This window comes from Streptomyces sp. NPDC014733 (assembly GCF_043083385.1).
Classification (GTDB): Bacteria; Actinomycetota; Actinomycetes; order Streptomycetales; family Streptomycetaceae; genus Streptomyces.
Window position 1 is genome coordinate 43,564 of the sequence record NZ_JBIBYO010000008.1, and the last position, 25,918, is coordinate 69,481.

Consider the following 25,918-nt stretch of genomic DNA (forward strand, 5'->3'; position numbering starts at 1 on the left):
GGGGAGGCCCCAATGACGGAGAGCCCAGGCGGCGAGCGCGTACCGAGCCGGGACCGCAGGCGGTTCCCCGGTATCTCGTCCCGTTCGTACGAACACCCCGCGGACCGGTCGGCGCTGGTGGCGCTGCGGAAGCTCAGCGGGTTCGACACCGTCTTCAAGACGCTCAGCGGCCTGCTGCCGGAGCGCAGCCTGCGGCTGCTCTTCCTGTCGGATTCGGTGCGCGTCAGCGACCGGCAGTTCGCCCATCTCAACGACATGCTCCGCGACGCCTGCTACATCCTGGACCTGGAGAAGGTCCCGCCGATGTACGTCAATCAGGACCCGCAGCCCAACGCCATGTGCATCGGTCTGGACGAGCCGATCATCGTGGTCTCCACCGGTCTGGTCGAGCTGCTGGACGAGGAGGAGATGCGGGCGGTCATCGGCCACGAGGTCGGTCACGCCCTGTCCGGGCACGCGGTCTACCGCACCCTGCTGCTCTTCCTGACGAAGATGGCGCTGCGGGTGGCGTGGATCCCGCTCGGCAATGTCGCGGTGATGGCGATCGTGACGGCGCTGCGCGAGTGGTTCCGCAAGTCGGAGCTGTCGGCGGACCGTGCCGGGCTGCTGGTCGGGCAGGACGTCCAGGCGTCGATGCGCGGCCTGATGAAGCTGGCCGGCGGCAACCACCTGCACGAGATGAACGTCGACGCGTTCCTGGAGCAGGCGGAGGAGTACGAGTCCGGCGGCGATCTGCGCGACTCCGTGCTGAAGATCCTCAACGTCCTGCCGCGCAGCCACCCCTTCACCACGGTGCGCGCCGCCGAGCTGAAGAAGTGGGCGGCCAGCCGCGACTACCAGCGGATCATGGACGGCCACTACCCGCGGCGCGACGAGGACAAGGACACCTCGGTCTCCGACTCCTTCCGCGACTCCGCGTCCCACTACGCCGACTCGGTGCGCAACAGCAAGGACCCGCTGATGGGCCTGGTGCGCGACATCGCGGGCGGCGCGGGCGATCTCGGCGGCAAACTGCGGGACACCGTCTTCCGGGGCGCCCAGCGTCCCGGCGGCTCCGGTGGCTCCGGTGGCTCCGGTGACGAGGGAGCTAGCGGGCCGGGTGGCTCGGAGTCGGCTGGGAAGTAGCGGCGAGCCGGCCGCAGAGCGAGGGGTTCGCCCACCGGCGGGAGTAGGGATCGGTGCCCGCCGGGCGGGCGTCCCCCGCGTGCTGGCCGGCCAGCAGCGGGCGCAGGACGTCCGCCTGCGGGGCGCAGGCCATCGGTCCGGCCTGGAGACTGCTCTGGGTGACCTCCAGGCGGTGATCGGCGAGGTCCTCGCGGTCCAGCCGGAAGTGGATCTCGCGGCGGACGGTGAAGAGCGAGGAGGCCCCGGGCACCGGCTTCCCGGTGCCGTGGGCGGCGTGCTGGTCGGCGCCGCCGGTGGCCCGGACCGCGTAGACGAAGGTGTAGTCGGCGGTGACGTCCAGGGAGTCGGGGCCGCTCTCGGCGGCGCCGAGGGTGCCGTCGACGCGGACGTTCCGGTCCGCGAGGGCCGTGGTGCCGTGGTCGAAGCGGATCAGCCAGCCGGTCGCCGCGTGCCGCCCGTCGTCCACGGGGCGCGCCATGCTCCGGTCGAACTGATCGAGCTGCCCGGTGTCCAGCAGCAGCCGCACGGAGCGGACGTCGCCGCCGGTCAGGGTGGCCGGGTCGATCGAGGAGCGGACGAGGTACTCCTTCGCCAGCCGCAGCGCCTCGACGACCTGACCGCCGGAGAAGTGCGGGGTGCGCGCGGTGTTCGCCGGGATGGTGACCCCGGCGGCGCCGGACCGGAAGTGGGCGGCCGGGCTGTGGGCGTAGAGATCGCCGGGGGCGCCGCCCGGCACCGCGCCCGGCGGGGTGAGCGGCACCACCGACGAGCGCAGCGGCTGCGCGCCGAGCCCCGGTTCGGCGGCCTTGTACGGGTGTCGGATGCCCATGTAGATCGCGGTGCCGAAGGCGATGACGATCAGCAGGACCAGCAGCAGCGCCTGGCGTGAGCCGGGGAGCCGCATCCAGGGGCGGCGGGGGCGGACGGCGGGGGCGTGGTGTTCGCCGAGGCGTTCGTCGGCGGAGTTCTCCTGGAGCCGGGCAGCGCGGATGAACGACTCGTCGAAGACCATCGACCGGTACTCGTCCTCGCCGCCCGGAGCGCCGTCCGGCGTCCCCTCGGGAGGGTCACCTCGTCCGCTCATATCACCAGAGTAGGTCCGCGGGGCGGTGCGTAAACGTCGGGGAGCCGGTGCCGTGCGGCCGCCGGGGGCGCTCCGGGGGCATCAGTGCGCCCGGGACGCGGACGGGACGGGCGACGCGGACGGCGGGACGGCTCCGGCGGACGCGGGCGGCGGCAGGCCGGGGCGGGCCGGGTCCGGCCGGGGGCCGCCCGAGGGGGTGTCCGGTCCGCTGGAGGCAGGTGGCCGCCCCGGGGCGCCGGCGCCGGCGGTGCGGTGGACGGCCGTGAAGGCGAGGGCGACGAGGCCGACGCCCATGACGACGGCGAGCACCCAGGCCACCGGGCGGTGCCAGTGGGCGGTGCCGCGGTAGGGGCGGAGCGCGCCGCCGTAGGGCCCGTACGGTCCATGGGGTGCGTAGGTGCCGTCGTCGGCGCCGTACGGGTCCTGGCCGCGGGGGTCGTCGAAGGGGTCGCCGCTCTCGTGCTCGGGGCCGACGGCGAGACCGGCGCGGGCCTCGGCGGCGGCGACGAGGCGCTCGACGGCGGAGGGTTCGTGGATCTGCGCGGCGCGCACGAACGCCTCGTCGAAGACCACGGAGGCGAAGTCCTCGTCCGCCGCTCCGTGGCTCCCGTGGTCGTGCTCGTCGGGCTGTTCGCCGTCCGGGAACGGCGTGCCCCCCGCGTCGTCCGGCACGCGTCCAGATTAGCTCCGCCCGGGCGGCTTGGGCAGAGAGCGGGGTTGACGACCTCGCCCGCGGGGATCAGCGGATGTGCCCGTCGCCGGTGACGAGGTACTTCGTGGAGGTCAGCTCGGGCAGTCCCATGGGGCCGCGGGCGTGCAGTTTCTGGGTGGAGATGCCGATCTCGGCACCGAAGCCGAACTGGCCGCCGTCGGTGAAGCGGGTGGAGGCGTTCACGGCGACCGTGGTCGAGTCGACCAACCGGGTGAAGCGGCGGGCCGCGGCGGTCGAGGTGGTGACGATGGCCTCGGTGTGACCGGAGGTCCAGCGGCGGATGTGGGCGACGGCCGCGTCGAGGTCGGGGACGACGGCGGCGGCGATGTCGTACGAGAGGTACTCGGTGGCCCAGTCCTCGTCGGTGGCGGGGGCGACCAGACCCGGGCCGGCCTGCTGCCAGGCGGCGTCGCCGTGGACGATCACACCGGCCTGGGTGAGGGCTTCGAGGGCGCGGGGCAGGAACGCGTCGGCGATACCGGCGTGCACGAGGACGGTCTCGGCGGCGTTGCAGACGCTGGGGCGCTGGGCCTTGGAGTTGACGAGGATCGAGAGGGCCATGTCGATGTCGGCGGCCTCGTCGACGTAGACGTGGCAGTTGCCGGTGCCGGTCTCGATGACCGGGACGGTGGACTCCTCGACGACGGTGCGGATGAGCGAGGCGCCGCCGCGCGGGATCAGCACGTCGACCAGACCGCGGGCGCGCATCAGCTCCCGGACCGAATCGCGGCTCTCGCCGGGCACCAGCTGAACGGCGTCGGCGGGCAGTCCGGCGGACGCCACGGCGTCGCGCAGGACGGCGACCAGGGCGGTGTTGGAGGCGTACGCGGAGGAGGAGCCGCGCAGCAGGACGGCGTTGCCGGACTTCAGGCAGAGGGCGGCGGCGTCGACGGTGACGTTCGGCCGGGCCTCGTAGATGATGCCGACGACGCCGAGGGGGACGCGGATCTGCCGCAGGTCGAGGCCGTTGGGGAGGGTCGAGCCACGGACGACCTCGCCGACCGGGTCGGGCAGGGTGACGACGTGCCGGACGTCGTCGGCGATGGCGGCGACCCGCTCCGGGGTGAGAGTGAGCCGGTCGACCAGCGATTCGGGGGTGCCGGCGGCGCGGGCCTTGGCGGTGTCCTCGGCGTTGGCCGCGACGATCTCGTCGGTGCGGGCGACGAGGGCGTCGGCGATGGCGAGCAGGGCGCCGTCGCGGTCGGTGCGCGGCAGCGGAGCGAGGAGGGCGGCGGCCTCCCGGGCGCGGGCCGCGGTCGCGAGGACGGGTGAGGAGTGCGAGGCGCTGCTGGTCATGGGCGGAAGACTAGACGAGCGGGGGCGCGGGGCCGCGGAGTGGTTCACGGAGCGGGACGGACGGGGCGGCCGCCGGACCGGGACCGGGGACCGGGCCAGGTCGCCCCGCCGGACCGGGACCGGGCCAGGTCGCCCCGCCGGACCGGGACCGGGGTGAGGCGGCCCGCCGCACCGGGGCGGACCGGACCGCCCGTGCCGTCCGCCGGGCTCAGTACGGATGCACCCCGACCGGCGCCGCCGGCGGCGGGCCGTAACCCTCGGCGATGCGTTGGTGGTAGGTGTCGCGGTCGATGACCTCCAGGCCGACGATCTCCCAGGGCGGCAGGCCCGCCGTGGAGCGGTGTTCGCCCCAGAGGCGGAGCGCGACGGCGGCGGCGTCGTGCAGGTCGCGGGCCTCCTCCCAGTACCGGATCTCGGCGTGGTCGTTGGCGTAGCGGCTGGTCAGCAGGAACGGGTGGTCGTGGGCGAGCTGTTCGAGGGCCCGCCGGACGTCGCTCAGCGGGGCGTCGGCCCCGGAGACGCTGAGCGTGACGTGCCACAGCCGGGAGACCTCGCGGTCCCCGGTGTGCGGTGCCGGTTGCGGTGCGGCGTGCGGACGGGTGCGGTCGGCGGCGTCCGGCCGGGCCGGGGCGTCCGGCGGGGTGCCGGTCCCGACGCTGGTCAGTGTGGGCCTCGCCGTCCCTCGGTGCGGTGCCCCTGGGCGCCCTCGTACCACGGCGGCCTCCTGTGCTGCGAATGATGCGAATCGCCCCGCGCGGGCGCGGAGCCGATCGGTGGGTTCTTTCCCGGCGTGCTGCGGGCACCGCTCACCTGCGGCCCCCGCAACAAAGTGGACCAGTCCACGGACCGTCGCGGGGGCGTTTTGGCGAAGGTCCCCGCGGAAAGGGGGCCCGCCGCTCCGCTACGGGCGCCGCCGCGCCCGGTGGCCGCGGGCCCCGGACGGCGGCGTCACCGGTGGGGCGGACGGGGCCGTCGGCGCAGCTGAGGCGTCAGTGGCCGAGGAGGACGAGGTCGTCGCGGTGCACGACCTCACGCTCGTAGGCGGGGCCCAGCTCGCGCGCGAGGTCCCGGGTGGAGCGGCCGATCAGACGGGGGATCTCCCGGGCGTCGAAATTGACCAGCCCGCGGGCGACGGCGGCGCCGGAGGCGTCCCGCAGCTCGACCGGGTCGCCCGCGGTGAACTCGCCCTCCACCGCCGCGATCCCGGCGGGCAGCAGCGAGGAGTTCCGCTCGACGACCGCGCGCACCGCGCCGTCGTCGAGGACGAGCGCGCCGCGCGGGGTGGAGGCGTGGGCCAGCCACAGCAGGCGGTCGGCGGAGCGGCGGCCGGTGCGCAGGAAGTGGGTGCCGGTGGGGCCGCCGGCCAGCGCCTCGGCAGCGTGCACCGCGGAGGTCAGCACGACGGGGATGCCGGCCGCCGCGGCGATCCGGGCGGCCTCGACCTTGGTGACCATGCCGCCGGTGCCGACCCCGGCCCGCCCGGCGCTGCCGATCTCGATGCCCTCCAAGTCCTTGGGGCCGCTGACCTGCGCTATCCGCGAGGTGCCGGGGGTGGAGGGGTCGCCGTCGTAGAGACCGTCGACGTCGGAGAGGAGGACGAGGAGGTCGGCGCGGACGAGGTGGGCGACGAGGGCGGCGAGGCGGTCGTTGTCGCCGAAGCGGATCTCGTCGGTGGCGACGGTGTCATTCTCGTTGACGATCGGCACGGCGCCCATGGCCAGAAGCTGGTCCAGGGTGCGGCAGGCGTTGCGGTAGTGGGCGCGGCGGCTGGTGTCGTCGCTGGTCAGCAGGACCTGGCCGACGCGGCGGCCGTAGCGCGCGAAGGAGGCGGTGTAGCGGGCGACGAGGAGGCCCTGGCCGACGCTGGCGGCGGCCTGCTGGCGGGCGAGGTCGCGGGGGCGCCGGTCGAGGCCGAGCGGGGAGAGGCCCGCGGCGATGGCACCGGAGGAGACCAGCACGATCTCCTTGTCGCGGTACTTCGCCAGGGTGTCCACCAGCGCGTCGACGCGGTCGGCGTCCAGTCCCCCGGCGGCCGTGGTCAGCGAGGACGAGCCGACCTTCACCACGACCCGGCGGGCCTCGGCGACGCCCTCGCGCGGCCCCGCGCCCCCGGAGGTCCCGTCGGCCGCCGCCCGCTGATTCGCCCCTGCCACCTGCTACCCCTGTGCTCGCGTCCGGTACCGCCGTACGGGACGGCCCGCAGACCGTCCGGTGCAGGCAATCTACGGCAGCGGGCGGGGCCGGTGCGTGGTGGTTTCGCCTGATGGACGACGCGGTGGACGGTGTGCGCGGGCGGCGGGCACGGTGTGCTTCCGCTCACGCCGGGCGCCGCCGGGCGCGACGGCCGGGCGCGGCAAGGGCGTTGGCGCAACGGATGGCTGCGACAAGTCGGTTAAGACGGTGATGGCGCCTTTGAGGTTGCGCGCGTTTGGTCCGTATTCGCGGTGATGAGAACCACAGCAGATTGTCACCGGAGCCGACAAGGTCATACGGTCGGGTGTCCACCGGTCCCGTTTCCCCCGCCTCAGGGCACGCCCTGGCGCGTCGCAGCGCGGGGCCCGGCCGCCCCCTCGGCCGTCACCTGACCTTTCTTTTTGCTTGCCAGGAGCCCTTCCCCGTGCCTTCCGCCGGAATCGCCCCCCGCCGAGCCGTACAGCTCGCGGCGCTGCTCGCGATGATGGTCGCCTTCATCGCCCAGCTTCTCGGTGCGCTGTTGCCCGTCATACCGCTGTTCATCGTCGCATCCGTGGTCAACCTCGGGCTCGACCTGTTCCTCCAGCACAAGCAGCCCGGGCTGCTGGCGGTGCTGGGACGGGTCCGCTTCGACGTCACGGTCCGCCAGCTGCTGCGCGACATGCTGATATTGGTCGGCCTGCTGCACATCGACGGCATCAACCCGCTCGTCGAACAGGCGCCGCTCACCATCGCGCTGCTGGTCTTCTACGGCACCCACTTCGTCTGCCAGGCCCTCGCGGTGCTGGTGCGGCGCAGCCGTGCGCTGCCGTTCGTGACGCGGAACGTCGACGCGAGCGCGCTGGGACTGTCCGACGCGCCGCCACGGCTGCTGTCCCGGCAGACCGGCCGCCGGCTGCTGCGCTTCTCGGTGCCGACCACGGTCGGCATGATGGTCACCGCGATCACCACCGACGCGTTCTGGGGCGGCGTCGGACTGGCCGTCTCGCTGCTCCTGTCGATCGGCGGCTCGGTCTACCTGGGCACCTGGCTGATGCCGAAGAAGCGGGTCCTCGGCGAGGCGCGCGCGCTGGAGTGGCTGGACCGGTGGCTGGCCGCCTACGAGCCGACGGTCGGGATGTACTTCTCCGGCGGCGCGACCTCCGCGTACCAGGCCAACATGTGGCTCTCCACGCTGGCCGGCCTCGACGGCAAGCCGATCATCGTGCTCCGTGAGCGGTTCATGGTGCAGAAGATCGAGGCGACGGACATCCCGATCGTCTGCATCCCGAAGGTCGCCAACCTGATGCGCCTGGAGCACTCCGCGCTCAAGCTGCTGCTGCACCCGGCGAACTCCGGCAAGACCTCGCAGATCCTGCGCATCCCCTCCATCAAGCACGCCTTCATCAACCACGGTGAGAGCGACAAGCTGTCGTCCTGCAACCCGTACGCGAAGGCGTACGACGAGGTGTGGGTCGCGGGTCCGGCGGCCCGGGACCGCTACCAGCTCGCCGACATCGGCGTGGAGGACAAGGACGTCGTCGAGGTCGGCCGCCCGCAACTGGCGCCGATCCTGCCGTACACCGGCGCGCCCGCCGCGGACCGGATGACGACGGTGCTGTACGCCCCGACCTGGGAGGGCTGGGACGGCAACCCGGGCAACACCTCGGTGATCCTGGCCGGCGAGAACATCGTCCGGGAGCTGCTGGCCGACCCCAAGGTGCGGCTGCTCTACAAGCCGCACCCGATGACCGGTTCGGTGGACCCGAAGGCGGGCGCCGCCAACGTCCGCATCCAGGCGATGATCGCGGAGGCCAACACCCGGCGCGGCGGCGACCGTCCGGGCGCGGAGGCCGCGGCCGAGCTGGACCGCCGGGAGGCGGAGCTGGACGCGCTGACCACCTCGTCGTTCCGTAAGAGCGCGGACGAGCTGGAGCGGATGCGGCTGCAGGGCACGCCGCCCGAGGGCCGCGCGGCCGCCGTCGCAGCCGCCTCCGACGCCTGGGAGAACGCCTACTTCGCGTCCTTCCCGGAGTGGGAGCACCTCGTCATCACCACCGCCCGCCCCGGCATCTTCGGCTGCTTCAACGCGGCGGACGTGCTGATCAGCGACGTCTCCAGCGTGGTCTCGGACTACCTCACCAGCGAGAAGCCGTACGCGGTCGCCAACACCTCCGGCATGACCGAGGAGGAGTTCCGCACGAACTTCCCGACGGTGCGCGCCGCGACGATCCTCACGCCCGCGGCGGACGGCGTCGCCGGGCTGCTGGAGAGCGTCCGCAACCCCGAGCTGGACACCCTCGCGGCCGAGCGCGCCGCCCTCAAGGAGCACCTGCTCGGCCCGTCGGACCCGCCCTCGTCGGTCCGCTTCAACCAGGCGGCGCTGGCCCTCGGCGCCGCGGCCGACGCCCGCCGCGCGCGGATGGAGCGGCGTCTGGCCGGTATCCCCGGTCAGCGGGCGCAGGACGATGAGGCCGCGGCCGCGGCCGAGGCGGAGCCCGGCACCCCGGAGGCGCCCGCGGCGGTCTGAGCCGCGGTCCGACACACCGGTCCGAAGGGGCCCGCCGGCCGACGGCGGGCCCCTTCGGCCTTCCCGGGCGCCCGCTCCCGGCGGCCGTCCGTGCACGGTCGGACCATAGACTGTGAGGGACATCCGCAGGCGACAGTCGCCGGTCCGGTACGAGAGCGAGCCGAGGGAATTCCGATGGCCGAGTGGCGCCCCGTGCGGCAGGTCCGCACGCATGAGCTGGTGCTGGAGAGCATCGAGGCGCAGGTGCTCGCCGGGGAGCTGAAGGCCGGGGACCGGCTGCCGCCGGAGCGGGAGCTGGCGCCGGTGCTCGGGGTCAGCCGCTCGGCGCTGCGCGAGGCGCTGCGGGTGCTGGAGACCATCGGGGTGCTGGTCGCGCAGGCGGGCCGGGGCGCGGACGCGGGGGCGCGGATCGTGCGCCATCCGGACGATGCGCTGGGCCGGCTGCTGCGGCTGCACTTCGCGCTCGGCAGCTACAGCCTCTCCGACGTCCTGGAGGCCCGGGTCACGCTGGAGCGCTCCAGCTTCGAGGCGGCGGCGCGCCACGGTGCGCCGGAGGCGCTGGCGGAGGCCGAGGAGCTGCTGGCGCGGCTGGGCGCGGAGGGTCTGTCCCCCGCGGACTTCAACGACCTGGACACCCGCTTCCACGTCGCCATCGCCCGCAGCTCCGGCAACGACCTCACCTCGACGCTCACCTCCGCGGTCCGTGAGTCGGTCCGTCCGCTGATCCTGCGCGCGCTGGAGGCCGCCGAGGACTGGCCGGCCACCGCCGCCGCCCTCAACGCCGACCACACCGCACTGCTCCGGCTGGTCCGCGCGGGCGACGGCACGGCAGCCGCCGACCTCGCCGAACGCCACATCCGCGGCTTCCACGGGACGCTGGTGGACGCCGACGGGAGCGCGGACGGGCCCGTCCCCGGCGCTGCGGAGGGCGCGGGCGCGTAGCCCGAGATCCGTAACCCCTGCCCCGGCCCGTCCCCGGCCGGGGCATTTCTGTCTCCCGGGGCCTGCCCGGCCTGCCCGCGTCCCGGCGTACGCGTATCCCGGCACCCTGCTCGGCGCCGCCTCCTGCCCTCACTTCCGGACCGACGCTAGAATGGTCGGACCGTAAAACTCTGTGGGAGGCGCTCCATGCGTATCGGACTCTTCGCCACCTGCCTGGGGGACACGCTCTTCCCGGACGCGGTGAAGGCCACCGCCCTGCTGCTCACCCGTCTCGGGCACGAGGTGGTGTTCCCGCCGGAGCAGACCTGCTGCGGCCAGATGCACGTCAACACCGGCTACCAGCGCGAGCCGGTCCCCCTCGTCCGCGGTTTCGCGGAGCAGTTCGGGGACGCGTCGATCGAGGCGGTGGTGATGCCGTCCGGTTCCTGCGCCGGTTCGGTGCGCCACCAGCACGAGATCGTCGCCGCGCGCTACGGCGACGCCGCGCTGCGCGCCGGGGTCGCCACCGTCAAGGAGAAGACGTACGAACTCTCCGAACTGCTGGTGGACGTGCTCGGCGTCACCGACGTCGGCGCGTACTTCCCGCACCGGGTCACCTACCACCCCACCTGTCACTCCCTGCGGATGCTGCGGGTCGGCGAGAAGCCGCTGCGGCTGCTGCGCGCCGTCGAGGAGATCGACCTCGTCGAGCTGCCCGAGGCGGACGCCTGCTGCGGCTTCGGCGGCACCTTCGCCGTCAAGAACGCCGACACCTCCACGGCGATGCTGCACGACAAGGTCCGCCACCTCACCTCGACCGGCGCGGACGTCTGCACCGCGGGCGACTCCTCCTGCCTGATGCACATCGGCGGCGGACTCTCCCGCATCAGGTCCGGCACCCGCACCCTGCACCTCGCACAGATCCTCGCCGCCACCCGCACCGCGCCGTACGTCCCGACGGAGGCCGTCCGATGAGCCGCACCTTCCTGGGCATGCCCGCCGCCCCGCCCCGCGCCCCCTACGGCGCCGGCAATCTCCGCGGCGACCGCAGCTTCCCCAAGGCCGCCCATGACGAGCTGCGCAACGACCAGCTGCGCCGCAACCTCGGCAAGGCCACCCACACCATCCGCGCCAAGCGGCTCGCGGTCACCGGCGAACTCCCCGACTGGGAGCGGCTGCGCGACGCCGGATCCGCGCTGAAGACCGCCACCATGAACCGCCTCCCCGACCTTCTGGAGGAGCTGGAGCGCAAGGTCACCGAGCGCGGCGGCACCGTCCACTGGGCGCGCGACGGCGTCGAGGCCAACGCGATCGTCACCGAGCTGATCGAGGCGACCGGCAGCCGTGAGGTCATCAAGGTCAAGTCGATGGCCACCCAGGAGATCGGCCTCAACGAACATCTCGAAAGCCGCGGCATCACCCCGTACGAGACCGATCTCGCCGAGCTGATCGTGCAGTTGGCGCACGACAAGCCGTCGCACATCCTCGTCCCGGCGATCCACCGCAACCGCGACGAGATCCGGGAGATCTTCCTCAAGGAGATCCCCGGCGTCGACCCGGAGCTGGACGCCGTGCCCGCCCATCTGGCGGCCGCCGCCCGCGCCTATCTGCGGGAGAAGTTCATGACGACGAAGGTCGCCGTCTCCGGCGCCAACTTCGGCGTCGCCGAGACCGGCACCCTCGCCGTCGTCGAGTCCGAGGGCAACGGCCGGATGTGCCTGACGCTGCCCGAGACGCTGATCACCGTCATGGGCATCGAGAAGGTCATCCCCCGCTACCAGGACCTGGAGGTCTTCCTCCAGCTGCTGCCGCGCTCCTCCACCGGCGAGCGGATGAACCCGTACACCTCGATGTGGACCGGCACCACCCCCGGCGACGGGCCGCGCGACTTCCACCTCGTGCTGCTCGACAACGGCCGCACCGCCGCCCTCGCCGACGCCGTCGGCCGCGAGGCGCTCAACTGCATCCGCTGCTCGGCCTGTCTCAACGTCTGCCCGGTCTACGAACGCGCCGGCGGCCACGCCTACGGCTCGACGTACCCGGGCCCGATCGGCGCCGTCCTCACCCCGCAGCTCGCCGGGATGCACGCCGCCAAGGACGACCCCAACAGCTCGCTGCCGTACGCCTCCAGCCTCTGCGGCGCCTGCTTTGACGCCTGCCCCGTCAAGATCGACATCCCGTCGCTCCTGGTCGAGCTGCGCCACCAGAAGACCGAACAGTCCGGTACGACCGCGGAGAAGCTGGCGATGAAGGCGGCGGCCGGGGTGATGAAGCGGCCCAAGGTCTACACCGCCGCGCAGCACGCCGCCCGCCTCGGCCGGGTCGCCGGGGGCCGCGACGGCACGATCTCCCACCTGCCGCCGCCCTTCAACGGCTGGAGCGAGAGCCGCGACACGCCCGTCCCGCCCCGGCACACCTTCCGCTCCTGGCTGGCCTCGGACGAGGGCGCCGCCGCCCTGCGCGACGCCGCCGCCGAAGGCGCCCGGCAGCGGGCCGCCGCCCCCGACACCCCCGACACCCCCGAGGAGGAACGGTGACCACGACCGCACGCGAGACGGTGCTCGGCCGGATCCGCGACGCCCTGGCGCTCGCCCCCGCCCCGGAGGTGACCGTCCCCCGCGCCTACCGCACCGGCCGCGCCCTCCCCGACGCCGACCGGCTGGCGCTCTTCACCGACCGGCTCGTCGACTACCGCGCCGAGGTCCACCCCTGCACCGCCGAGGAGACCGCGGCCACCGTCGCCACCGTCCTCGCCACCCGCGGCGCCCGCCTCGTCGGCATCCCCGCCGGACTCGACCGCACCTGGCTGGCCGCGTACGACGGGGAGGTCCGCGAGGACGACGCGGCGGTGGCGCCGCCCGCGCTGGACGCCCTCGACGGCGTGGTCACCGCCTCCGCCGTCAGCTGCGCCGAGACCGGCACGATCTTCCTCGACGGCTCCCCGGACCAGGGCCGCCGGGCCCTCACCCTCGTCCCCGACCTGCACGTCTGTGTGGTCGATCTGTCGAGCGTGGTGGTCGGCGTCCCCGAGGCCGTCGCCCGGCTCGCCCCCGAGCGGCCGACGACGCTGATCAGCGGCCCGTCCGCCACCTCCGACATCGAGCTGGAACGCGTCGAGGGCGTCCACGGGCCCCGCACCCTGGACGTGATCATCCGGACCGACGTCTGACCGGCCCGCGGCAGGCCGAAGGCCCCGGGAGGAGCGCCTCCCGGGGCCTTCGGCGATCACCGTCAGAACGGGCGGAAGCCGTCGTACTCCTGCTCCGCGTCATCCCGCGCCGCATCGCGGTCGCGGCGGCGCTGCGCGGCGGGCCGCGGCGCCTCCATACGGTGGTCCTCACCGCGGCGGCCGAGCATCTCCGCACCGGCGGCCATCGTCGGCTCCCAGTCGAAGACCACGGCGTTGTCCTCGGGGCCGATCGCCACGCCGTCGCCGGTGTGCGCGCCGGCCTTGAGCAGCGCGTCCTCGACGCCGAGGCGGTTGAGCCGGTCCGCGAGGTAGCCGACCGCCTCGTCGTTGTTGAAGTCCGTCTGCCGCACCCAGCGCTCCGGCTTCTCGCCGCGCACCCGGTAGAAGTGGTCGCCCTCCTCGGTGACCGTGAAGCCGGAGTCGTCCACCGCCTTGGGCCGGATGACGATCCGGGTCGCCTCCTGCACCGGCTTGGCGGCACGCGCCTGCGCCACGATCTCGGCGAGCGCGTACGACAGCTCCTTCAGGCCCTGCCGGGCGACGGCCGACACCTCGAAGACACGGAAACCGCGCTCCTCCAGATCGCCGCGGATCATGTCGGCGAGGTCCTGGCCGTCGGGGATGTCGACCTTGTTGAGGACGACGATCCGCGGCCGGTTCTCCAGACCGCCGTACTGCGCCAGCTCCGCCTCGATCATGTCGAGGTCGGAGAGCGGGTCACGGTCCGACTCCAGCGTGGCGGTGTCCAGGACGTGGACCAGCACCTCGCAGCGCTCCACATGGCGCAGGAACTCCAGGCCCAGCCCCTTGCCCTGGCTGGCGCCGGGGATCAGACCGGGCACGTCCGCGATGGTGTAGACGGTCGAACCGGCCGTCACCACACCGAGGTTGGGGACGAGCGTGGTGAACGGGTAGTCCGCGATCTTCGGCTTGGCCGCCGACAGCACCGAGATCAGCGAGGACTTGCCGGCGCTCGGGAAGCCGACCAGCGCGACATCCGCGACGGTCTTCAGCTCCAGCACGATGTCGCGGGCCTCACCGGGCTCGCCGAGCAGCGCGAAACCGGGCGCCTTGCGGCGCGCCGACGCCAGCGCGGCGTTGCCGAGACCACCTCGGCCGCCCTGCCCCGCGATGAAAGTGGTGCCCTGCCCGACGAGGTCGGCGAGGACGTTGCCCTTGCGGTCCATGACGACCGTGCCGTCCGGAACCGGCAGGATCAGGTCCTGGCCGTTCTTCCCGGCGCGGTGGTCACCGGCGCCCGGCTGGCCGTTGGTGGCCTTGCGGTGCGGGTGGTGGTGGTATTCGAGAAGCGTGGTGACGTCCTGGTCGACGACGAGGATCACATCGCCGCCGCGCCCGCCGTTGCCGCCGTCGGGCCCGCCGAGCGGCTTGAACTTCTCCCGCATCACGGAGGCCACGCCGTGGCCTCCGTTACCCGCGGCGACATGCAGTTCGACGCGGTCCACGAAGGTGGTCATGGTGAGGTGCCTCCAGATAACTACGGGAATGTCTCTGTACTAACACGCCAAGGGCGGACCGGCCTTCCCGCACGTGCGAGAAAGGCGGTCCGCCCTCGGAGTGGTGCTACTGCTGAGCTGTCGCCCGGCTGCTGATCACTCAGCGACCGGAACGATGTTCACGACCTTGCGACCACGGTGGGTGCCGAACTGCACCGCGCCCGCGGCCAGGGCGAACAGGGTGTCGTCGCCGCCGCGACCGACGCCCGTGCCCGGGTGGAAGTGGGTGCCACGCTGGCGGACCAGGATCTCACCGGCGTTGACGGCCTGACCGCCGAAGCGCTTCACGCCGAGCCGCTGAGCATTGGAATCGCGACCGTTCCGAGTGGACGATGCGCCCTTCTTGTGTGCCATGTCTCCTCAGTCCCTTACTTCGCCGGAGCGTCGATGCCGGTGATCTTCAGCGCCGTGTGGAGCTGGCGGTGGCCGATCCGCTTCTTGTAGCCGGTCTTGTTCTTGTACTTCTGGATCCGGATCTTGTCGCCCTTGTGGTGGTCGACGACCTCGCCCTGGACCTTCACGCCGGCCAGGACCCACGGGTCGCTGGTGACCGACTCGCCGTCGACGACCAGCAGCGTCGAGAGCTCGACGGTGTCGCCGACCTTGCTGGTCGAAATGCGGTCAATCTCGATGACGTCGCCGACAGAAACCTTCTGCTGGCGTCCGCCGGTGCGCACGATCGCGTACACGCGGAACTCTCCTTCGCTGGAAACGGATCCTCTGATGCCAGCCGCTCACACGGGCTTGGGAGACTCCCGTGAAATCCGAGTGGACGAGCGGCCTCCCCCGGCGGAGAGCCAGGAGGTGTTTGCTCAGGGGTTTGGCGTCACAGACACCGACGGTCAAGGTTACGGGGCCTTGACCTGGGGGTCAAACCGGCCCCGGGTCGTCACCGACCCGGGGCACGGCCTGGACCGTCAGTCCTCCGCGGCGGGCTCGGCGGCAGCGGTCTTCTTGGCCGCCGCCTTCTTCGCCGTCGTCTTCTTCGCCGTGGTCTTCTTCGCGGTCGTCTTCTTCGCCGTCTTCTTGGCGGTGGCCGTCTTGGCGGTGGTGGTCTTCTTCGCCGCCGCCTTCTTCGTCGCCGTCGTCTTCTTGGCCGCGGTCTTCTTCGCGGCCGTCTTCTTCGCGGCGGTCTTCTTCGCCGCCGCCTTCTTCGCCGTCTTCCTGGCGGCGGGCGCCTCCTCGGCCGGGGCCTCGACGGGCGCCTCGACGGCCTCCACCGGAGCCTGGACCGGCTCCGCGGGGACCTCGGCGGCCTCCGGGGCCTCGACCACGACGACCGTCGCCTCGGCGGCCTGCGGGGAGCCCGCCGGGGCGGACACCTTACGGGTCGCACGGCGGCGCGGACGGGCCGACGCGGGCTCCGGGGCGGCGGGCGCCTCGGGCTCCGGCTCGGGAGCCGCCTCGGGCTCCGGGGCGGTCTCCGCCACCGGCACCACGATCGCGGCGGCCTCGGCGGCCTTCGGCGCGCCCGCCGGGGCGGACGCCTTCCGGCTCGCCCGGCGGCGGCCACGGCCACGCGAGGCGGCGGCCGCCTCGGCCTCGGCCGGGCTGCTGAACCACTCGTCGGCGTCGGCCACCGCGGGCTGCAGCTCCGCCTCGGTCACCGGCGCGGGCTCCAGCTCGGGCGCCTCGGGCTGCTCGGCCACCGGCTCCGCGGGCTGCTCGGCCACCTGCTCGTGGTGGTCGTGGCGCTCGCCGCCGCCCTTGCCCTTCTTCTTGCGCTTGCCGCCACCGCCGGCCGACGTCGGCTGGTCCATGTGGACGATGACGCCGCGGCCGTTGCAGTGGACGCAGGACTCGGAGAACGACTCCAGCAGGCCCTGGCCGACCCGCTTACGGGTCATCTGGACCAGGCCCAGCGAGGTGACCTCGGCCACCTGGTGCTTCGTCCGGTCGCGGCCCAGGCACTCCAGCATCCGCCGCAGCACCAGGTCGCGGTTGGACTCCAGGACCATGTCGATGAAGTCGATGACGACGATGCCGCCGAGGTCGCGCAGGCGCAGCTGGCGGACGATCTCCTCGGCCGCTTCGAGGTTGTTCCTCGTCACGGTCTCTTCGAGGTTGCCGCCCTGACCGGTGAACTTGCCGGTGTTGACGTCGATCACGACCATCGCTTCGGTCTTGTCGATCACCAGCGAACCACCGCTGGGCAGCCAGACCTTGCGGTCCAGCGCCTTCATCAGCTGCTCGTCGATCCGGTACGTCGCGAAGACGTCCACGTCCGACGTCCACTTCTGGAGCCGGTCGGTGAGGTCCGGCGCGACGTGCGAGACGTAGCCGTGGATGGTCTCCCAGGCGTCGTCACCGCTGACGATGACCTTCGAGAAGTCCTCGTTGAAGATGTCGCGGACGACCCGGACGGTCATGTCCGGCTCGCCGTAGAGCAGGCTCGGCGCGCTCGTCGAGGGCGTCTTCGCCTTCTTCTGGATCTCCTCCCACTGCGCCTGGAGGCGCTCCACATCACGGCGGAGCTCGTCCTCGCTGGCGCCCTCCGCGGCGGTACGGACGATGACGCCCGCGTCCTCGGGAACGATCTTCTTGAGGATCTGCTTCAGCCGGGCGCGCTCGGTGTCGGGCAGCTTGCGGCTGATGCCCGTCATCGAGCCCTCGGGCACGTAGACGAGGTAGCGGCCGGGCAGCGAGACCTGGCTGGTCAGGCGGGCGCCCTTGTGGCCGATGGGGTCCTTGGTGACCTGCACCAGCACGGACTGGCCGGACTTGAGTGCGGTCTCGATGCGGCGCGGGCCGTTGCCCATGCCGAGCGCCTCGAAGTTGACCTCGCCCGCGTACAGCACGGCGTTGCGGCCCTTGCCGATGTCGACGAAGGCGGCCTCCATCGACGGCAGGACGTTCTGCACCTTGCCGAGGTAGACGTTGCCGACGTACGAGGTCGACTGCTCCTTGTTGACGAAGTGCTCGACGAGGACGTTGTCCTCCAGCACGCCGATCTGGGTGCGCTCGCCGCTCTGGCGGACGACCATGACCCGCTCGACGGCCTCGCGGCGCGCCAGGAACTCCGCCTCGGTGATGATCGGCACCCGGCGGCGGCCCTGCTCGCGGCCCTCGCGGCGGCGCTGCTTCTTCGCCTCCAGACGCGTCGAGCCCTTGATGGACTGGACCTCGTCGCTGCTGGTGGACTCCGCCTTGCGCTCACGCGGCTCGCGGACCTTGACGACGGTGCGCTCGGGGTCGTCGCCGTTGTGGGCCTCGCCCCCGTCGGCGTCCCCGCTGCGACGGCGGCGGCGACGGCGGCGACGGCTGCTGCTGGAACCGCCGGACGGCTCCTCGGCCTCCGCCTGCTCCTCGGCGCCCGGCTCCTCGGCGGGCTCCTCGTCCTCGGCGCCCTCCTGCTCCTGCTCGGGCGCCTCGGCGGCCTGCTCGTCCGCGTCGGCGGACTCACCGCGGCGACGGCGGCGGCCACCGCGGCGACGGCGGCGCGAGGGGCGGTCGCCCGACTCGTCGTCGTGCGCGGCCTCACGCTGCCCGGCGGCCTCCTCGGCCTCCTCGGCCTCCTCGGCGCTCTCCTCCGGCTCCTCGGCGGGCGCGGCGGCGACGGGCTCGGCGACCCGCTCGGCGCGGCGACGGCGGCGACGGCCGGCCGGCTGCTCCTCCTGCGGCTGCTCGGGCTCGACCGCGGCGGCGGCCTCCTCCTCGCGGCGGGCCGCGGCGGCGGCAGCGGCCGCGGTCTCCGGGGTCTGGAACATCGGCTCGGCGAAGACCGGCGCCTGGAAGACGGCCGTCGGCGGACGCTGCGCACGGCGGCGGCCACGGGCCGGGGCCTCCTTGGCGGGCGCCTCCTCGGCGGCGGGCGCCTTCTTGGCAGCGGGCGCCTCGGTGACGGGCTCGGCGGCCCGCTCGCCACGGCGGCGGGCCCGGCGGCGGGGCGCCTCGTCGGCCTCGGCCTTCGGCTCGGCCGGGGTCTCCTCGGCGGCCTTCGGGGTCTCCTCGGCGCCCTGCGGGGCACCGGCCGGCGCGGTGGCCTTACGGGTCGCACGGCGGCGGGCCCGGGGCGCGGGCGCCTCCTCGACGGCCTGCGGCGCCTCCTCGGCCGGCGCGGCGGCCGGCGCCTCCGCGACCGGGGCCTCCTCGGCGGCGCGCGGGGCGCCGGCCGGGGCGGTGGCCTTACGGGTCGCACGGCGGCGCGGACGGGCGGGCGCGGCCTCGGCGGCGGGTGCCTCCGTGGCGGGCGCTTCCTCGGCCGGGGCCTCGGCGGCGGGCGCCTCGGTGACCCGCGGGGTCTCGTCCGCGCCCTGCGGGGCACCGGCGGGCGCGGTGGCCTTACGGGTCGCACGGCGGCGGGTACGGGCGCGCGGCTCGGCGTCCTCGGCGGGCGCCTCGGTCACCGGTGCGGCCTCGGCCTGCGGCGCGGGCGCCTCGGCGGCGGCCTCGGCGGCGGGCTGCGGGGCACCGGCCGGGGCGGTGGCCTTACGGGTGGCACGGCGGCGCGGACGGGCGGGCGCGGCCTCGGCGGCGGGTGCCTCCGCGGCGGGCGCCTCGGAGGGCTGCGGCGGCTCCTGGGCGGCGTCGCTCACCACGGCGGTGGCTCCGGCGCCCTGCGGCGGGCCGGCCGGGCGGGAAGCCGCACGGCGCCTGCGGCGCGGCGGCAGCGTGTCGCTGGGGGAATTGTTGTCGTCCGCGCCACGGTCCGTGGACGGCGCGGGTGCGGTGGGCTCAATGGGTTCGAGCATGCGGGCGGTTCTCCCGTCACGCTCCCGGGCGCCGGGCCTGGTCCGGCCGCAGCGCCGCGTCGTGGCGCGGCTCTGCGGTCCGGGGCGCGGGCGCCGCACGGGAGCTGTCGTCTCGCTCGCCGGGCCCGTGGTCCGGGGCCGGCGAAAGTCTCCTGGTCAGTGCGTCTGCCGCACCGGGGTGGCTCCCTGGTTGGTCGGCGACGCGACGACGGCGCTCTACGCGGTGCCGTGCCCGGCATCGGCCGGGCTGCCCCCGCTCGTCACCGTCGCGGCACGTGGCCCGGCGGCCGTGGATGGGGCGGCCGTGGCAGCGTCGCGGTCGGGCGCCAGCGGGTCGGTCACCGCGCCGGTCTCCTCATCGAGCAGCCCCTGCGCCAGCCTGGTCACCGCTGCGGGGACCGGCGGCGCCAGGTCGGCCGCGGCTCGGAGGCCGGACAGGACGTCGTCGGGTCGAACGGCAGGTGTCACATGCCGAACAACCAGCCGCAGTATCGCACAGGCTTTGCCGTCGGGCCTATCGCCCTCGGTGGCCGAGACCTCCAGCGCGCGGACCGCGGCCCGCGCGTCGAAGGCGCGCATACCGTTCTTCGTGCGGCGCTCGACCTGCACCTCCGCGGCGGCGAGGAACGCCGCCGCGGCCCGCTCGGCCTCCGCCGGCTCGACGCCGTCGAGCCGGATCTCCCAGACCGAGGCCTGGAGCCGGTCGGCGAGTCCGCTGGTCCGCGCCTCCACGGCGTCGGTCACGTCGAGGCCCGTAGGCAGCGACGCGTCCAGCAGCGCCCGCAGGGTCGCGGGGTCGCGCTCCTGGGTGAGCTGGATCTCCAGGTACTCGGCCTCACTGCCCGTACCCGTCGGGGCGGCGTTGGCGTACGACACCTTGGGGTGCGGGGTGAAGCCCGCCGAGTAGGCCATGGGGACCTCGGCGCGGCGCAGCGCCCGCTCGAAAGCGCGCTGGAAGTCGCGGTGGCTGGTGAACCGGAGGCGGCCGCGCTTGGTGTAGCGCAGACGGATGCGCTGCACCGCCGGTGCGGGCGGCGGGCCTTCGGGCTGTCGCTTGCCCAGTGTCGTTCAGTCCTTCGTGAGTGCGGTCGTACTGCTACCAAGAGTACGTGCCCTGCGCACCGCTGGTTCCCCGCGGTGCGCTCCGGCCGGCTCCGGGGGCCGGTCTCAGGCGCCGAAGAGGGAGCGGCGGACCTCGCGGGCGGCGTCCCGCGCCAGCCGCAGCGGCGGCCCGAGAACGGCCCGCAGTCCATGGCCCAGCGGAGTGAACACCGAGCGGTACAGCCATCGCGACGGGCGGGCCACCAGCCACCGCCAGAGGAAGGCGAGGCCCCGGCCGGCGGCCCGGGAGATCCGCCCGGCGATCCGCCAGCAGCCGGCGAGGAACACCCCCAGTGCGGCCAGCACCGGCCGCAGTACGTGCTGCCACACGGCGGTGGCGGGGATCACCACGAGCCACCGGAAGAGCGGGGCGAGGATCCGGCGGTACGTCCAGCGGGCGGGGACGACGATCAGATACCGGGCCAGGAAGCGGGCCGGAATCACCAGTCCGTGGTGGAGCAGCCAGACCGCCGCCCGGCCGAGCGGGGTGAAGACCCAGCGGTACAGCCAACAGGCGGGGACCCCGACCAGATACCGGAACAGGAACGCCACCGGGACCACGACCAGGTGGTGGAAGAGCCAGGCCGCCGCCCGGCCCACCGGCGCGAGGACCCACTCGTACAGCCACCGGCCGACGGGGGCGAGGACGTTCCGGGCGGTCCAGCGCAGTGCGTCCCACAGCAGCCGGAGCGGCACCATGACGATCACCACGGGCACCGCGAGGAGCCGGGCGAGGCAGCAGCCCGGTGCGGAGGTGCCGGCGGGCGCCGCGCCCTTCGGTATGCCGCTGCCGTGTGTCATGCGCCGTTCCCCCGGTTTTTCCGTGCCGCTGTCGCTCCCGTGCGGCCTCAGGGGAGGCGGGGCGTCTCCCCCGTCGGCGCCCAGAAGCGGAGCTTCGCCCCGCGCCGGTCCTCGAACTCCCCGCCGCACGCCTCGATGACCTTACGGGAGGCGGTGTTGGTGGCATCGCAGGTGATCAGCACCTGTTCGAGGCCGAGCGCGCGGGCGCGGGGCAGGGCGGCGCGGAGCATCGCGGTGGCGTGGCCGCGGCGGCGGGCGGTGGGCCGGACGTCGTAGCCGATGTGGCCGCCGTGGCTGAGCAGGAAGTCGTTCAGGCGGTGGCGCAGGCGCAGTCCGCCGAGGTAGGCGGGGCCGTCGGTGTACCAGAGGTGGTCGCAGGGGATGCGGTCGTCGCCGGTCTCCCCGCCGGCGGCGCGGAGGCGGGCGGTGTACGCGGCGAAGACGGCGGGGTCGTGCCAGCGGTCGCCGTACTCCCGCAGGTCGCGGCCGACGGCCGAACCGTCGCCGGGGTCGCCGCGCCCCTCGGCGCGCAGCTCCGCCATGGCGGCGAGGAAGGACGCGTGGACGCGGACGCCGGGTGCGGTGAGACGGGGCGGCATCGCCCCAGTGTGCAGGAACCCGGTGCGCAGGAACGGGAACGGCCCGGCATCGCGGTGTGCGATGCCGGGCCGAACTGCCTTATCCGCGTGGCCACTCGGGGAGTCGGCGGCACCAACTCCCGCCGTTAGGCGGCCACTTGGGGAGTCGCCGACGGGCAACTCCCCCACCCGCGCGGCTACTTCTTGACCACCGAGAGCGGCAGCAGCTTCTTGCCGGTCGGGCCGATCTGGATGTCCAGGTCGAGCTGCGGGCAGACGCCGCAGTCGAAACACGGGGACCAGCGGCAGTCCTCGACCTCGGTCTCGTCGAGGGCGTCCTGCCAGTCCTCCCAGAGCCAGTCCTTGTCGAGACCGGAGTCGAGGTGGTCCCAGGGCAGGACCTCCTCGTAGGTGCGCTCGCGGGTGGTGTACCAGGCGACGTCGACGCCGAAGTCCGGCAGCGTCTTCTCCGCCGCCGCCATCCAGCGGTCGTACGAGAAGTACTCGCGCCAGCCGTCGAAACGGCCGCCGCCCTCGTAGACGGCGCGGATGACGGCGCCGACGCGGCGGTCACCGCGGGAGAGCAGGCCCTCGACGATGCCGGGCTTGCCGTCGTGGTAGCGGAAGCCGATGGAGCGGCCGTACTTCTTGTCGCCGCGGATCTTGTCGCGCAGCTTGGCGAGACGGGCGTCGGTCTCCTCGGCGGAGAGCTGCGGGGCCCACTGGAACGGCGTGTGCGGCTTGGGGACGAACCCGCCGATGGAGACCGTGCAGCGGATGTCGTTCTGTCCGGAGACCTTGCGGCCCTCGGCGATGACGTTGACCGCCATGTCGCCGATCTGGAGGACGTCCTCGTCGGTCTCGGTGGGCAGCCCGCACATGAAGTACAGCTTCACCTGGCGCCAGCCGTTGCCGTACGCCGTGGAGACGGTGCGGATCAGGTCCTCTTCCGAGACCATCTTGTTGATGACCTTGCGGATGCGCTCCGAGCCGCCCTCGGGCGCGAAGGTCAGTCCCGAGCGACGGCCGTTGCGCGTCAGCTCGTTGGCCAGGTCGATGTTGAACGCGTCGACCCGGGTGGAGGGGAGGGACAAGCCGATCTTGTCCTCCTCGTACCGGTCGGCGAGGCCCTTGGCGACGTCACCGATCTCGGTGTGGTCCGCGGAGGACAGCGACAACAGGCCGACCTCCTCGAATCCCGTGGCCTTGAGGCCCTTGTCCACCATCTCGCCGATGCCGGTGATGCTTCGCTCCCGGACGGGACGCGTGATCATGCCGGCCTGGCAGAAACGGCAGCCGCGGGTGCAGCCACGGAAGATCTCGACCGACATCCGCTCGTGGACGGTCTCGGCCAGGGGGACGAGCGGCTGCTTGGGGTAGGGCCACTCGTCGAGGTCCATGACGGTGTGCTTGGACACCCGCCACGGGACGCCGGAGCGGTTGGGCACGACGCGGGAGATCCGCCCGTCGGCCAGGTACTCGACGTCGTAGAACTTGGGGACGTAGACGTTGCCGGTCTTCGCGAGGCGGAAGAGCAGTTCGTCACGGCCGCCGGGGCGGCCCTCGTTCTTCCACGCCCGGATGATGTCGGTGATCTCCAGGACCGCCTGCTCGCCGTCGCCGACGACCGCGCAGTCCAGGAAGTCCGCGATGGGCTCCGGATTGAACGCGGCGTGGCCGCCCGCGAGGATCAGCGGGTGGTCCTCGGTACGGTCCTTGGCCTCGATCGGGATACCGGCGAGGTCCAGGGCGGTGAGGAGGTTGGTGTAGCCCAGCTCCGTGGAGAAGGACACACCGAGCACGTCGAAGGCGCTGACCGGGCGGTGCGCGTCGACGGTGAACTGCGGGACGCCGTGCTCCCGCATCAGCGCCTCCAGGTCCGGCCAGACGCTGTAGGTGCGCTCGGCGAGGACGCCCTCGCGCTCGTTGAGCACCTCGTAAAGGATCATCACGCCCTGGTTGGGCAGGCCGACCTCGTACGCGTCCGGATACATGAGCGACCAGCGGACGTCGCAGTCGTCCCATTCCTTGACGGTGGAGTTCAGCTCGCCGCCGACATATTGGATCGGCTTCTGGACGTGCGGGAGAAGGGCCTCCAGGCGCGGGAAGACCGACTCGACAGGCATCGCGGGATCTTTCGTCGGCGGGCAGGGGTGACCCTCAAGCCTAACGTGTCCGAAGGGGCGCCCTTGACGTGCGCCCGGGGTGAGGTGAGGGGTGCGGTGGGTGACGGGGGCGCGGGCGGGCGCCGGGCCGCGGCGTCCGGGGTGCCCGGCCTGCGGCGGGGCCCGGGCGCACGGCGGGTCCGGGCCCGCCGGACGGTCGCCTACGCTCCCGGAGGCGCCTTCTTCCGGGCCTTCTTCCAGAGCCGGGGCAGGCGCTCCTCGCACGCCGCCGCCAGCGCCTCCTGGCGGCCGTGGAGCAGACCGTGGGTGAAGGCGCTCTCCCCCGCCGCGTGCGCCCGGTCGGCCAGGTCACGCAGGGTCTCGCGGGTCACCACGGTGTCGTGGTGCTCGCCGAGCACGTCCTGGAGGGCGGTGGCGCGGCGCACACACCGGGCGGCGGTCCGGCCCAGCGCCGGGCGGGCCGCCTCCGCGCCGTACCGGAAACGCTTGGCCGCCTTACGGGCCTCGTGCAGCGCCCGGTCCCGCTCCGGCCCGGGCGGGGTCTCCAGGGCACGGCGCATCCGGCCGGAGAGCCGCCGGAAGTCCTTGCGCAGCGCCCGGGGCAGTTCCTCGCCGGGCGCGCGGGCGGCGGCGGGGCGCAGCGGCGGGTCGGCGAGCAGCCGTTCCAGGGTGTCGAGCAGCGTCAGATAGCGGTGGCTGTCGAGCACCGCGGTCAGCCGCCGGGCGGCGCCGGGGCGGGGCCGGGCCCAGGTGCGCACCCGGGCGCGTACCGGCCCCGCGCACAGCTCCCGCGGCAGTGCGGCGACCCCGTCACCGATCCGCGCGGTCAGCACCTCACGGTCCCGGTCGACCCCCAACTCCCCTGCCAGCCACGAGAGTTCGGCGACGACGGGGTCGGTCACCGACCGGTCGAGCAGCCGGCGGTAGGAGCGCAGGGCACCGCGCGCCCGGCGGGTGGCGACCCGCATCCGGTGCACCGCGTCGGGCAGCTCGCGGCGGACCGCGGGGTCGAGCGCGACGATCGCCCGGAGCTGGTCCCCGAGGTACGCGAGGACGGTGTCCCCGGCGGTGGCCGCGGGGGCGCCGCTCCCCGGGCGCCCGGAGCCGCCCTTGCGGGCGGGCTTCTTCCGCCGGCCGGCCGGATCCTTCCGCGAGGCTTCCCGAGGGGTACGGGGCGCCTCCCGCCGGCCTGGCCCCTCCTCCCGGCAGGCTTCCGGTCCGTCCCGGTGCGCCTCCCCCGACCCCGTCACCACCAGCGCCCGGGCGAGCTTCGACGGGTACGCCCCCGGCGTCAGCCCCGCGGCCCGCAGCCAGGTGTCCAGCGCGTCCAGCAGCTCGGGGGCGGCGCCGGGCGCCAGTTCGGCCTCCACCTCGTGCCAGGACGCGTGGGCGCCGTCCGGGCGCTCGGCGCGGACCTCGTCGTACGCCAGCTCCGCGAGGGGCGTCCCCGCGGTGTCGGTCAGCACCGTCACCTCACGCCGGGTCCGCAGCCGCATCACCGGGACCAGCGCGGCGCCGCGCACCCGGGAGCGTACGAGGGCGGCCAGTTCGGGCGGGACGGTGTCGGCGAGCGGGGCGCGGATCTCGTCGCGGACGTCCGGGCCCACCGGGAGCTTCAGGTGCCAGCCGGGGTCGGGGCCACCGGTGCGGCGGCGCAGGGTGAGGCCGTCCGCGGCCAGACGGTGGTCCCCGGTGTCGTAGTAGCGCGCGTCGAGGGCGGTGACGCCGCCCGGCTGCGCGGCGGCGACGCCCGCGACGGCGGCCGGATCCGGGAGCCGGACGCCGTCGGCGGCGTCGTACTTCCGCTCGGTCTCCCGCACGGTGCGCGCCATACCTCCGAATCTAGAACCCCGGCCCGGAGCACGCCGCCCGTCCGGCCCCGGCGACGGCCCGGCGGACGCCCCGCGCGGCAGTGGCCGGACGCACCCGGCACCCGGACTCCGCGCCGGGGCGCCGGGCACCGGCGCGCTTCCCGCCGTGCGCCACCGTTCCGCGCCCCCGTGCGCCCCGCCTGACGACGGCGCGCCCACCGGGGCGCGGATCGCCCCGCGCCGCCTCGAATTACGGTGTGCGA

General features: G+C 73.9%; 20 protein-coding genes. 6 read left to right on the plus strand and 14 right to left on the minus strand.

Annotation, left to right across the window (positions count from 1 at the left end):
- The first annotated feature begins 12 nt into the window (after window positions 1–12).
- Entirely contained in the window at window positions 13–1,125 is a 1,113-nt protein-coding gene (locus ACF1BH_RS19530; protein ID WP_391643702.1) for a M48 family metallopeptidase, read from the plus strand.
- Here the strand turns inward: ACF1BH_RS19530 and ACF1BH_RS19535 are convergent.
- The 5 genes from ACF1BH_RS19535 to proB all read right to left on the minus strand — a co-directional run bounded on the left by ACF1BH_RS19535 (window position 1,088) and on the right by proB (window position 6,283).
- Entirely contained in the window at window positions 1,088–2,209 is a 1,122-nt protein-coding gene (locus tag ACF1BH_RS19535; RefSeq protein WP_391643704.1) for a hypothetical protein, read from the minus strand. The genes ACF1BH_RS19530 and ACF1BH_RS19535 overlap by 38 nt on opposite strands.
- An 81-nt stretch (window positions 2,210–2,290) precedes the next feature.
- Window positions 2,291–2,881 carry a hypothetical protein gene (locus ACF1BH_RS19540; protein ID WP_391643706.1) on the minus strand — a complete coding sequence of 197 codons (591 nt, stop codon included), beginning with the start codon at window positions 2,879–2,881 and terminating at the stop codon, window positions 2,291–2,293.
- A gap of 67 nt (window positions 2,882–2,948) precedes the next feature.
- A complete protein-coding gene (locus ACF1BH_RS19545; protein ID WP_391643708.1) occupies window positions 2,949–4,217 on the minus strand; it encodes a glutamate-5-semialdehyde dehydrogenase in 1,269 nt (422 codons plus the stop codon).
- A 208-nt stretch (window positions 4,218–4,425) separates the two neighbouring features.
- A complete protein-coding gene (locus ACF1BH_RS19550; protein WP_391643710.1) occupies window positions 4,426–4,932 on the minus strand; it encodes a hypothetical protein in 507 nt (168 codons plus the stop codon).
- A gap of 274 nt (window positions 4,933–5,206) precedes the next feature.
- Entirely contained in the window at window positions 5,207–6,283 is a 1,077-nt protein-coding gene (gene proB / locus ACF1BH_RS19555; RefSeq protein ID WP_391644069.1) for a glutamate 5-kinase, read from the minus strand.
- Between the two features lie 551 nt (window positions 6,284–6,834).
- On the opposite strand from proB, the gene ACF1BH_RS19560 reads away from it, so the two are divergent.
- The 5 genes from ACF1BH_RS19560 (at window position 6,835) to ACF1BH_RS19580 (ending at window position 13,009) form a co-directional block, all read left to right on the plus strand.
- Window positions 6,835–8,919 (plus strand): hypothetical protein, encoded by a 2,085-nt coding sequence (locus tag ACF1BH_RS19560; RefSeq protein WP_391643712.1) that lies wholly within the window; start codon window positions 6,835–6,837, stop codon window positions 8,917–8,919.
- Between the two features lie 174 nt (window positions 8,920–9,093).
- Window positions 9,094–9,861: a FadR/GntR family transcriptional regulator gene (locus tag ACF1BH_RS19565; protein WP_391643714.1), complete on the plus strand. Its 768-nt coding sequence runs from the start codon at window positions 9,094–9,096 to the stop codon at window positions 9,859–9,861.
- Window positions 9,862–10,047: 186 nt separating this feature from the next.
- Complete coding sequence (locus ACF1BH_RS19570; protein WP_391643716.1) at window positions 10,048–10,815, plus strand: (Fe-S)-binding protein; 768 nt, start codon at window positions 10,048–10,050, stop codon at window positions 10,813–10,815.
- Window positions 10,812–12,377 carry a lactate utilization protein B gene (locus ACF1BH_RS19575; protein ID WP_391643718.1) on the plus strand — a complete coding sequence of 522 codons (1,566 nt, stop codon included), beginning with the start codon at window positions 10,812–10,814 and terminating at the stop codon, window positions 12,375–12,377. Before ACF1BH_RS19570 ends, ACF1BH_RS19575 begins: the two co-directional genes overlap by 4 nt.
- Window positions 12,374–13,009 carry a lactate utilization protein C gene (locus ACF1BH_RS19580; protein WP_391643720.1) on the plus strand — a complete coding sequence of 212 codons (636 nt, stop codon included), beginning with the start codon at window positions 12,374–12,376 and terminating at the stop codon, window positions 13,007–13,009. The genes ACF1BH_RS19575 and ACF1BH_RS19580 overlap by 4 nt, the downstream gene beginning before the upstream one ends.
- A 62-nt stretch (window positions 13,010–13,071) precedes the next feature.
- On the opposite strand, the gene obgE is transcribed toward ACF1BH_RS19580, so the two are convergent.
- From obgE to ACF1BH_RS19625, 9 genes are all read right to left on the minus strand, one after another.
- The gene (gene obgE / locus ACF1BH_RS19585; protein ID WP_391643722.1) at window positions 13,072–14,508 is read right to left on the minus strand and encodes a GTPase ObgE; all 1,437 of its coding nucleotides are present in this window, start codon (window positions 14,506–14,508) and stop codon (window positions 13,072–13,074) included.
- Between the two features lie 135 nt (window positions 14,509–14,643).
- Window positions 14,644–14,901 (minus strand): 50S ribosomal protein L27, encoded by a 258-nt coding sequence (gene rpmA, locus ACF1BH_RS19590; protein ID WP_009717948.1) that lies wholly within the window; start codon window positions 14,899–14,901, stop codon window positions 14,644–14,646.
- A 14-nt stretch (window positions 14,902–14,915) separates the two neighbouring features.
- Window positions 14,916–15,236 carry a 50S ribosomal protein L21 gene (rplU, locus tag ACF1BH_RS19595; RefSeq protein ID WP_030283879.1) on the minus strand — a complete coding sequence of 107 codons (321 nt, stop codon included), beginning with the start codon at window positions 15,234–15,236 and terminating at the stop codon, window positions 14,916–14,918.
- 228 nt (window positions 15,237–15,464) lie between these two features.
- The gene (locus ACF1BH_RS19600) at window positions 15,465–19,238 is read right to left on the minus strand and encodes a ribonuclease E/G (protein WP_391643725.1); all 3,774 of its coding nucleotides are present in this window, start codon (window positions 19,236–19,238) and stop codon (window positions 15,465–15,467) included.
- Window positions 19,239–19,454: 216 nt separating this feature from the next.
- The gene (locus ACF1BH_RS19605) at window positions 19,455–20,258 is read right to left on the minus strand and encodes a TIGR03936 family radical SAM-associated protein (protein ID WP_391643727.1); all 804 of its coding nucleotides are present in this window, start codon (window positions 20,256–20,258) and stop codon (window positions 19,455–19,457) included.
- A gap of 147 nt (window positions 20,259–20,405) precedes the next feature.
- The gene (locus ACF1BH_RS19610; protein ID WP_391643729.1) at window positions 20,406–21,140 is read right to left on the minus strand and encodes a hypothetical protein; all 735 of its coding nucleotides are present in this window, start codon (window positions 21,138–21,140) and stop codon (window positions 20,406–20,408) included.
- Between the two features lie 47 nt (window positions 21,141–21,187).
- Window positions 21,188–21,739 carry a GNAT family N-acetyltransferase gene (locus tag ACF1BH_RS19615; RefSeq protein WP_391643731.1) on the minus strand — a complete coding sequence of 184 codons (552 nt, stop codon included), beginning with the start codon at window positions 21,737–21,739 and terminating at the stop codon, window positions 21,188–21,190.
- A 176-nt stretch (window positions 21,740–21,915) separates the two neighbouring features.
- Window positions 21,916–23,844, minus strand: coding sequence for a TIGR03960 family B12-binding radical SAM protein (locus ACF1BH_RS19620; protein WP_391643733.1), 1,929 nt, complete (start codon window positions 23,842–23,844; stop codon window positions 21,916–21,918).
- A 200-nt stretch (window positions 23,845–24,044) separates the two neighbouring features.
- Window positions 24,045–25,676, minus strand: a complete 1,632-nt coding sequence (locus ACF1BH_RS19625) for a CHAD domain-containing protein (protein WP_391643735.1) — start codon at window positions 25,674–25,676, stop codon at window positions 24,045–24,047.
- Window positions 25,677–25,918 lie beyond the last annotated feature (242 nt).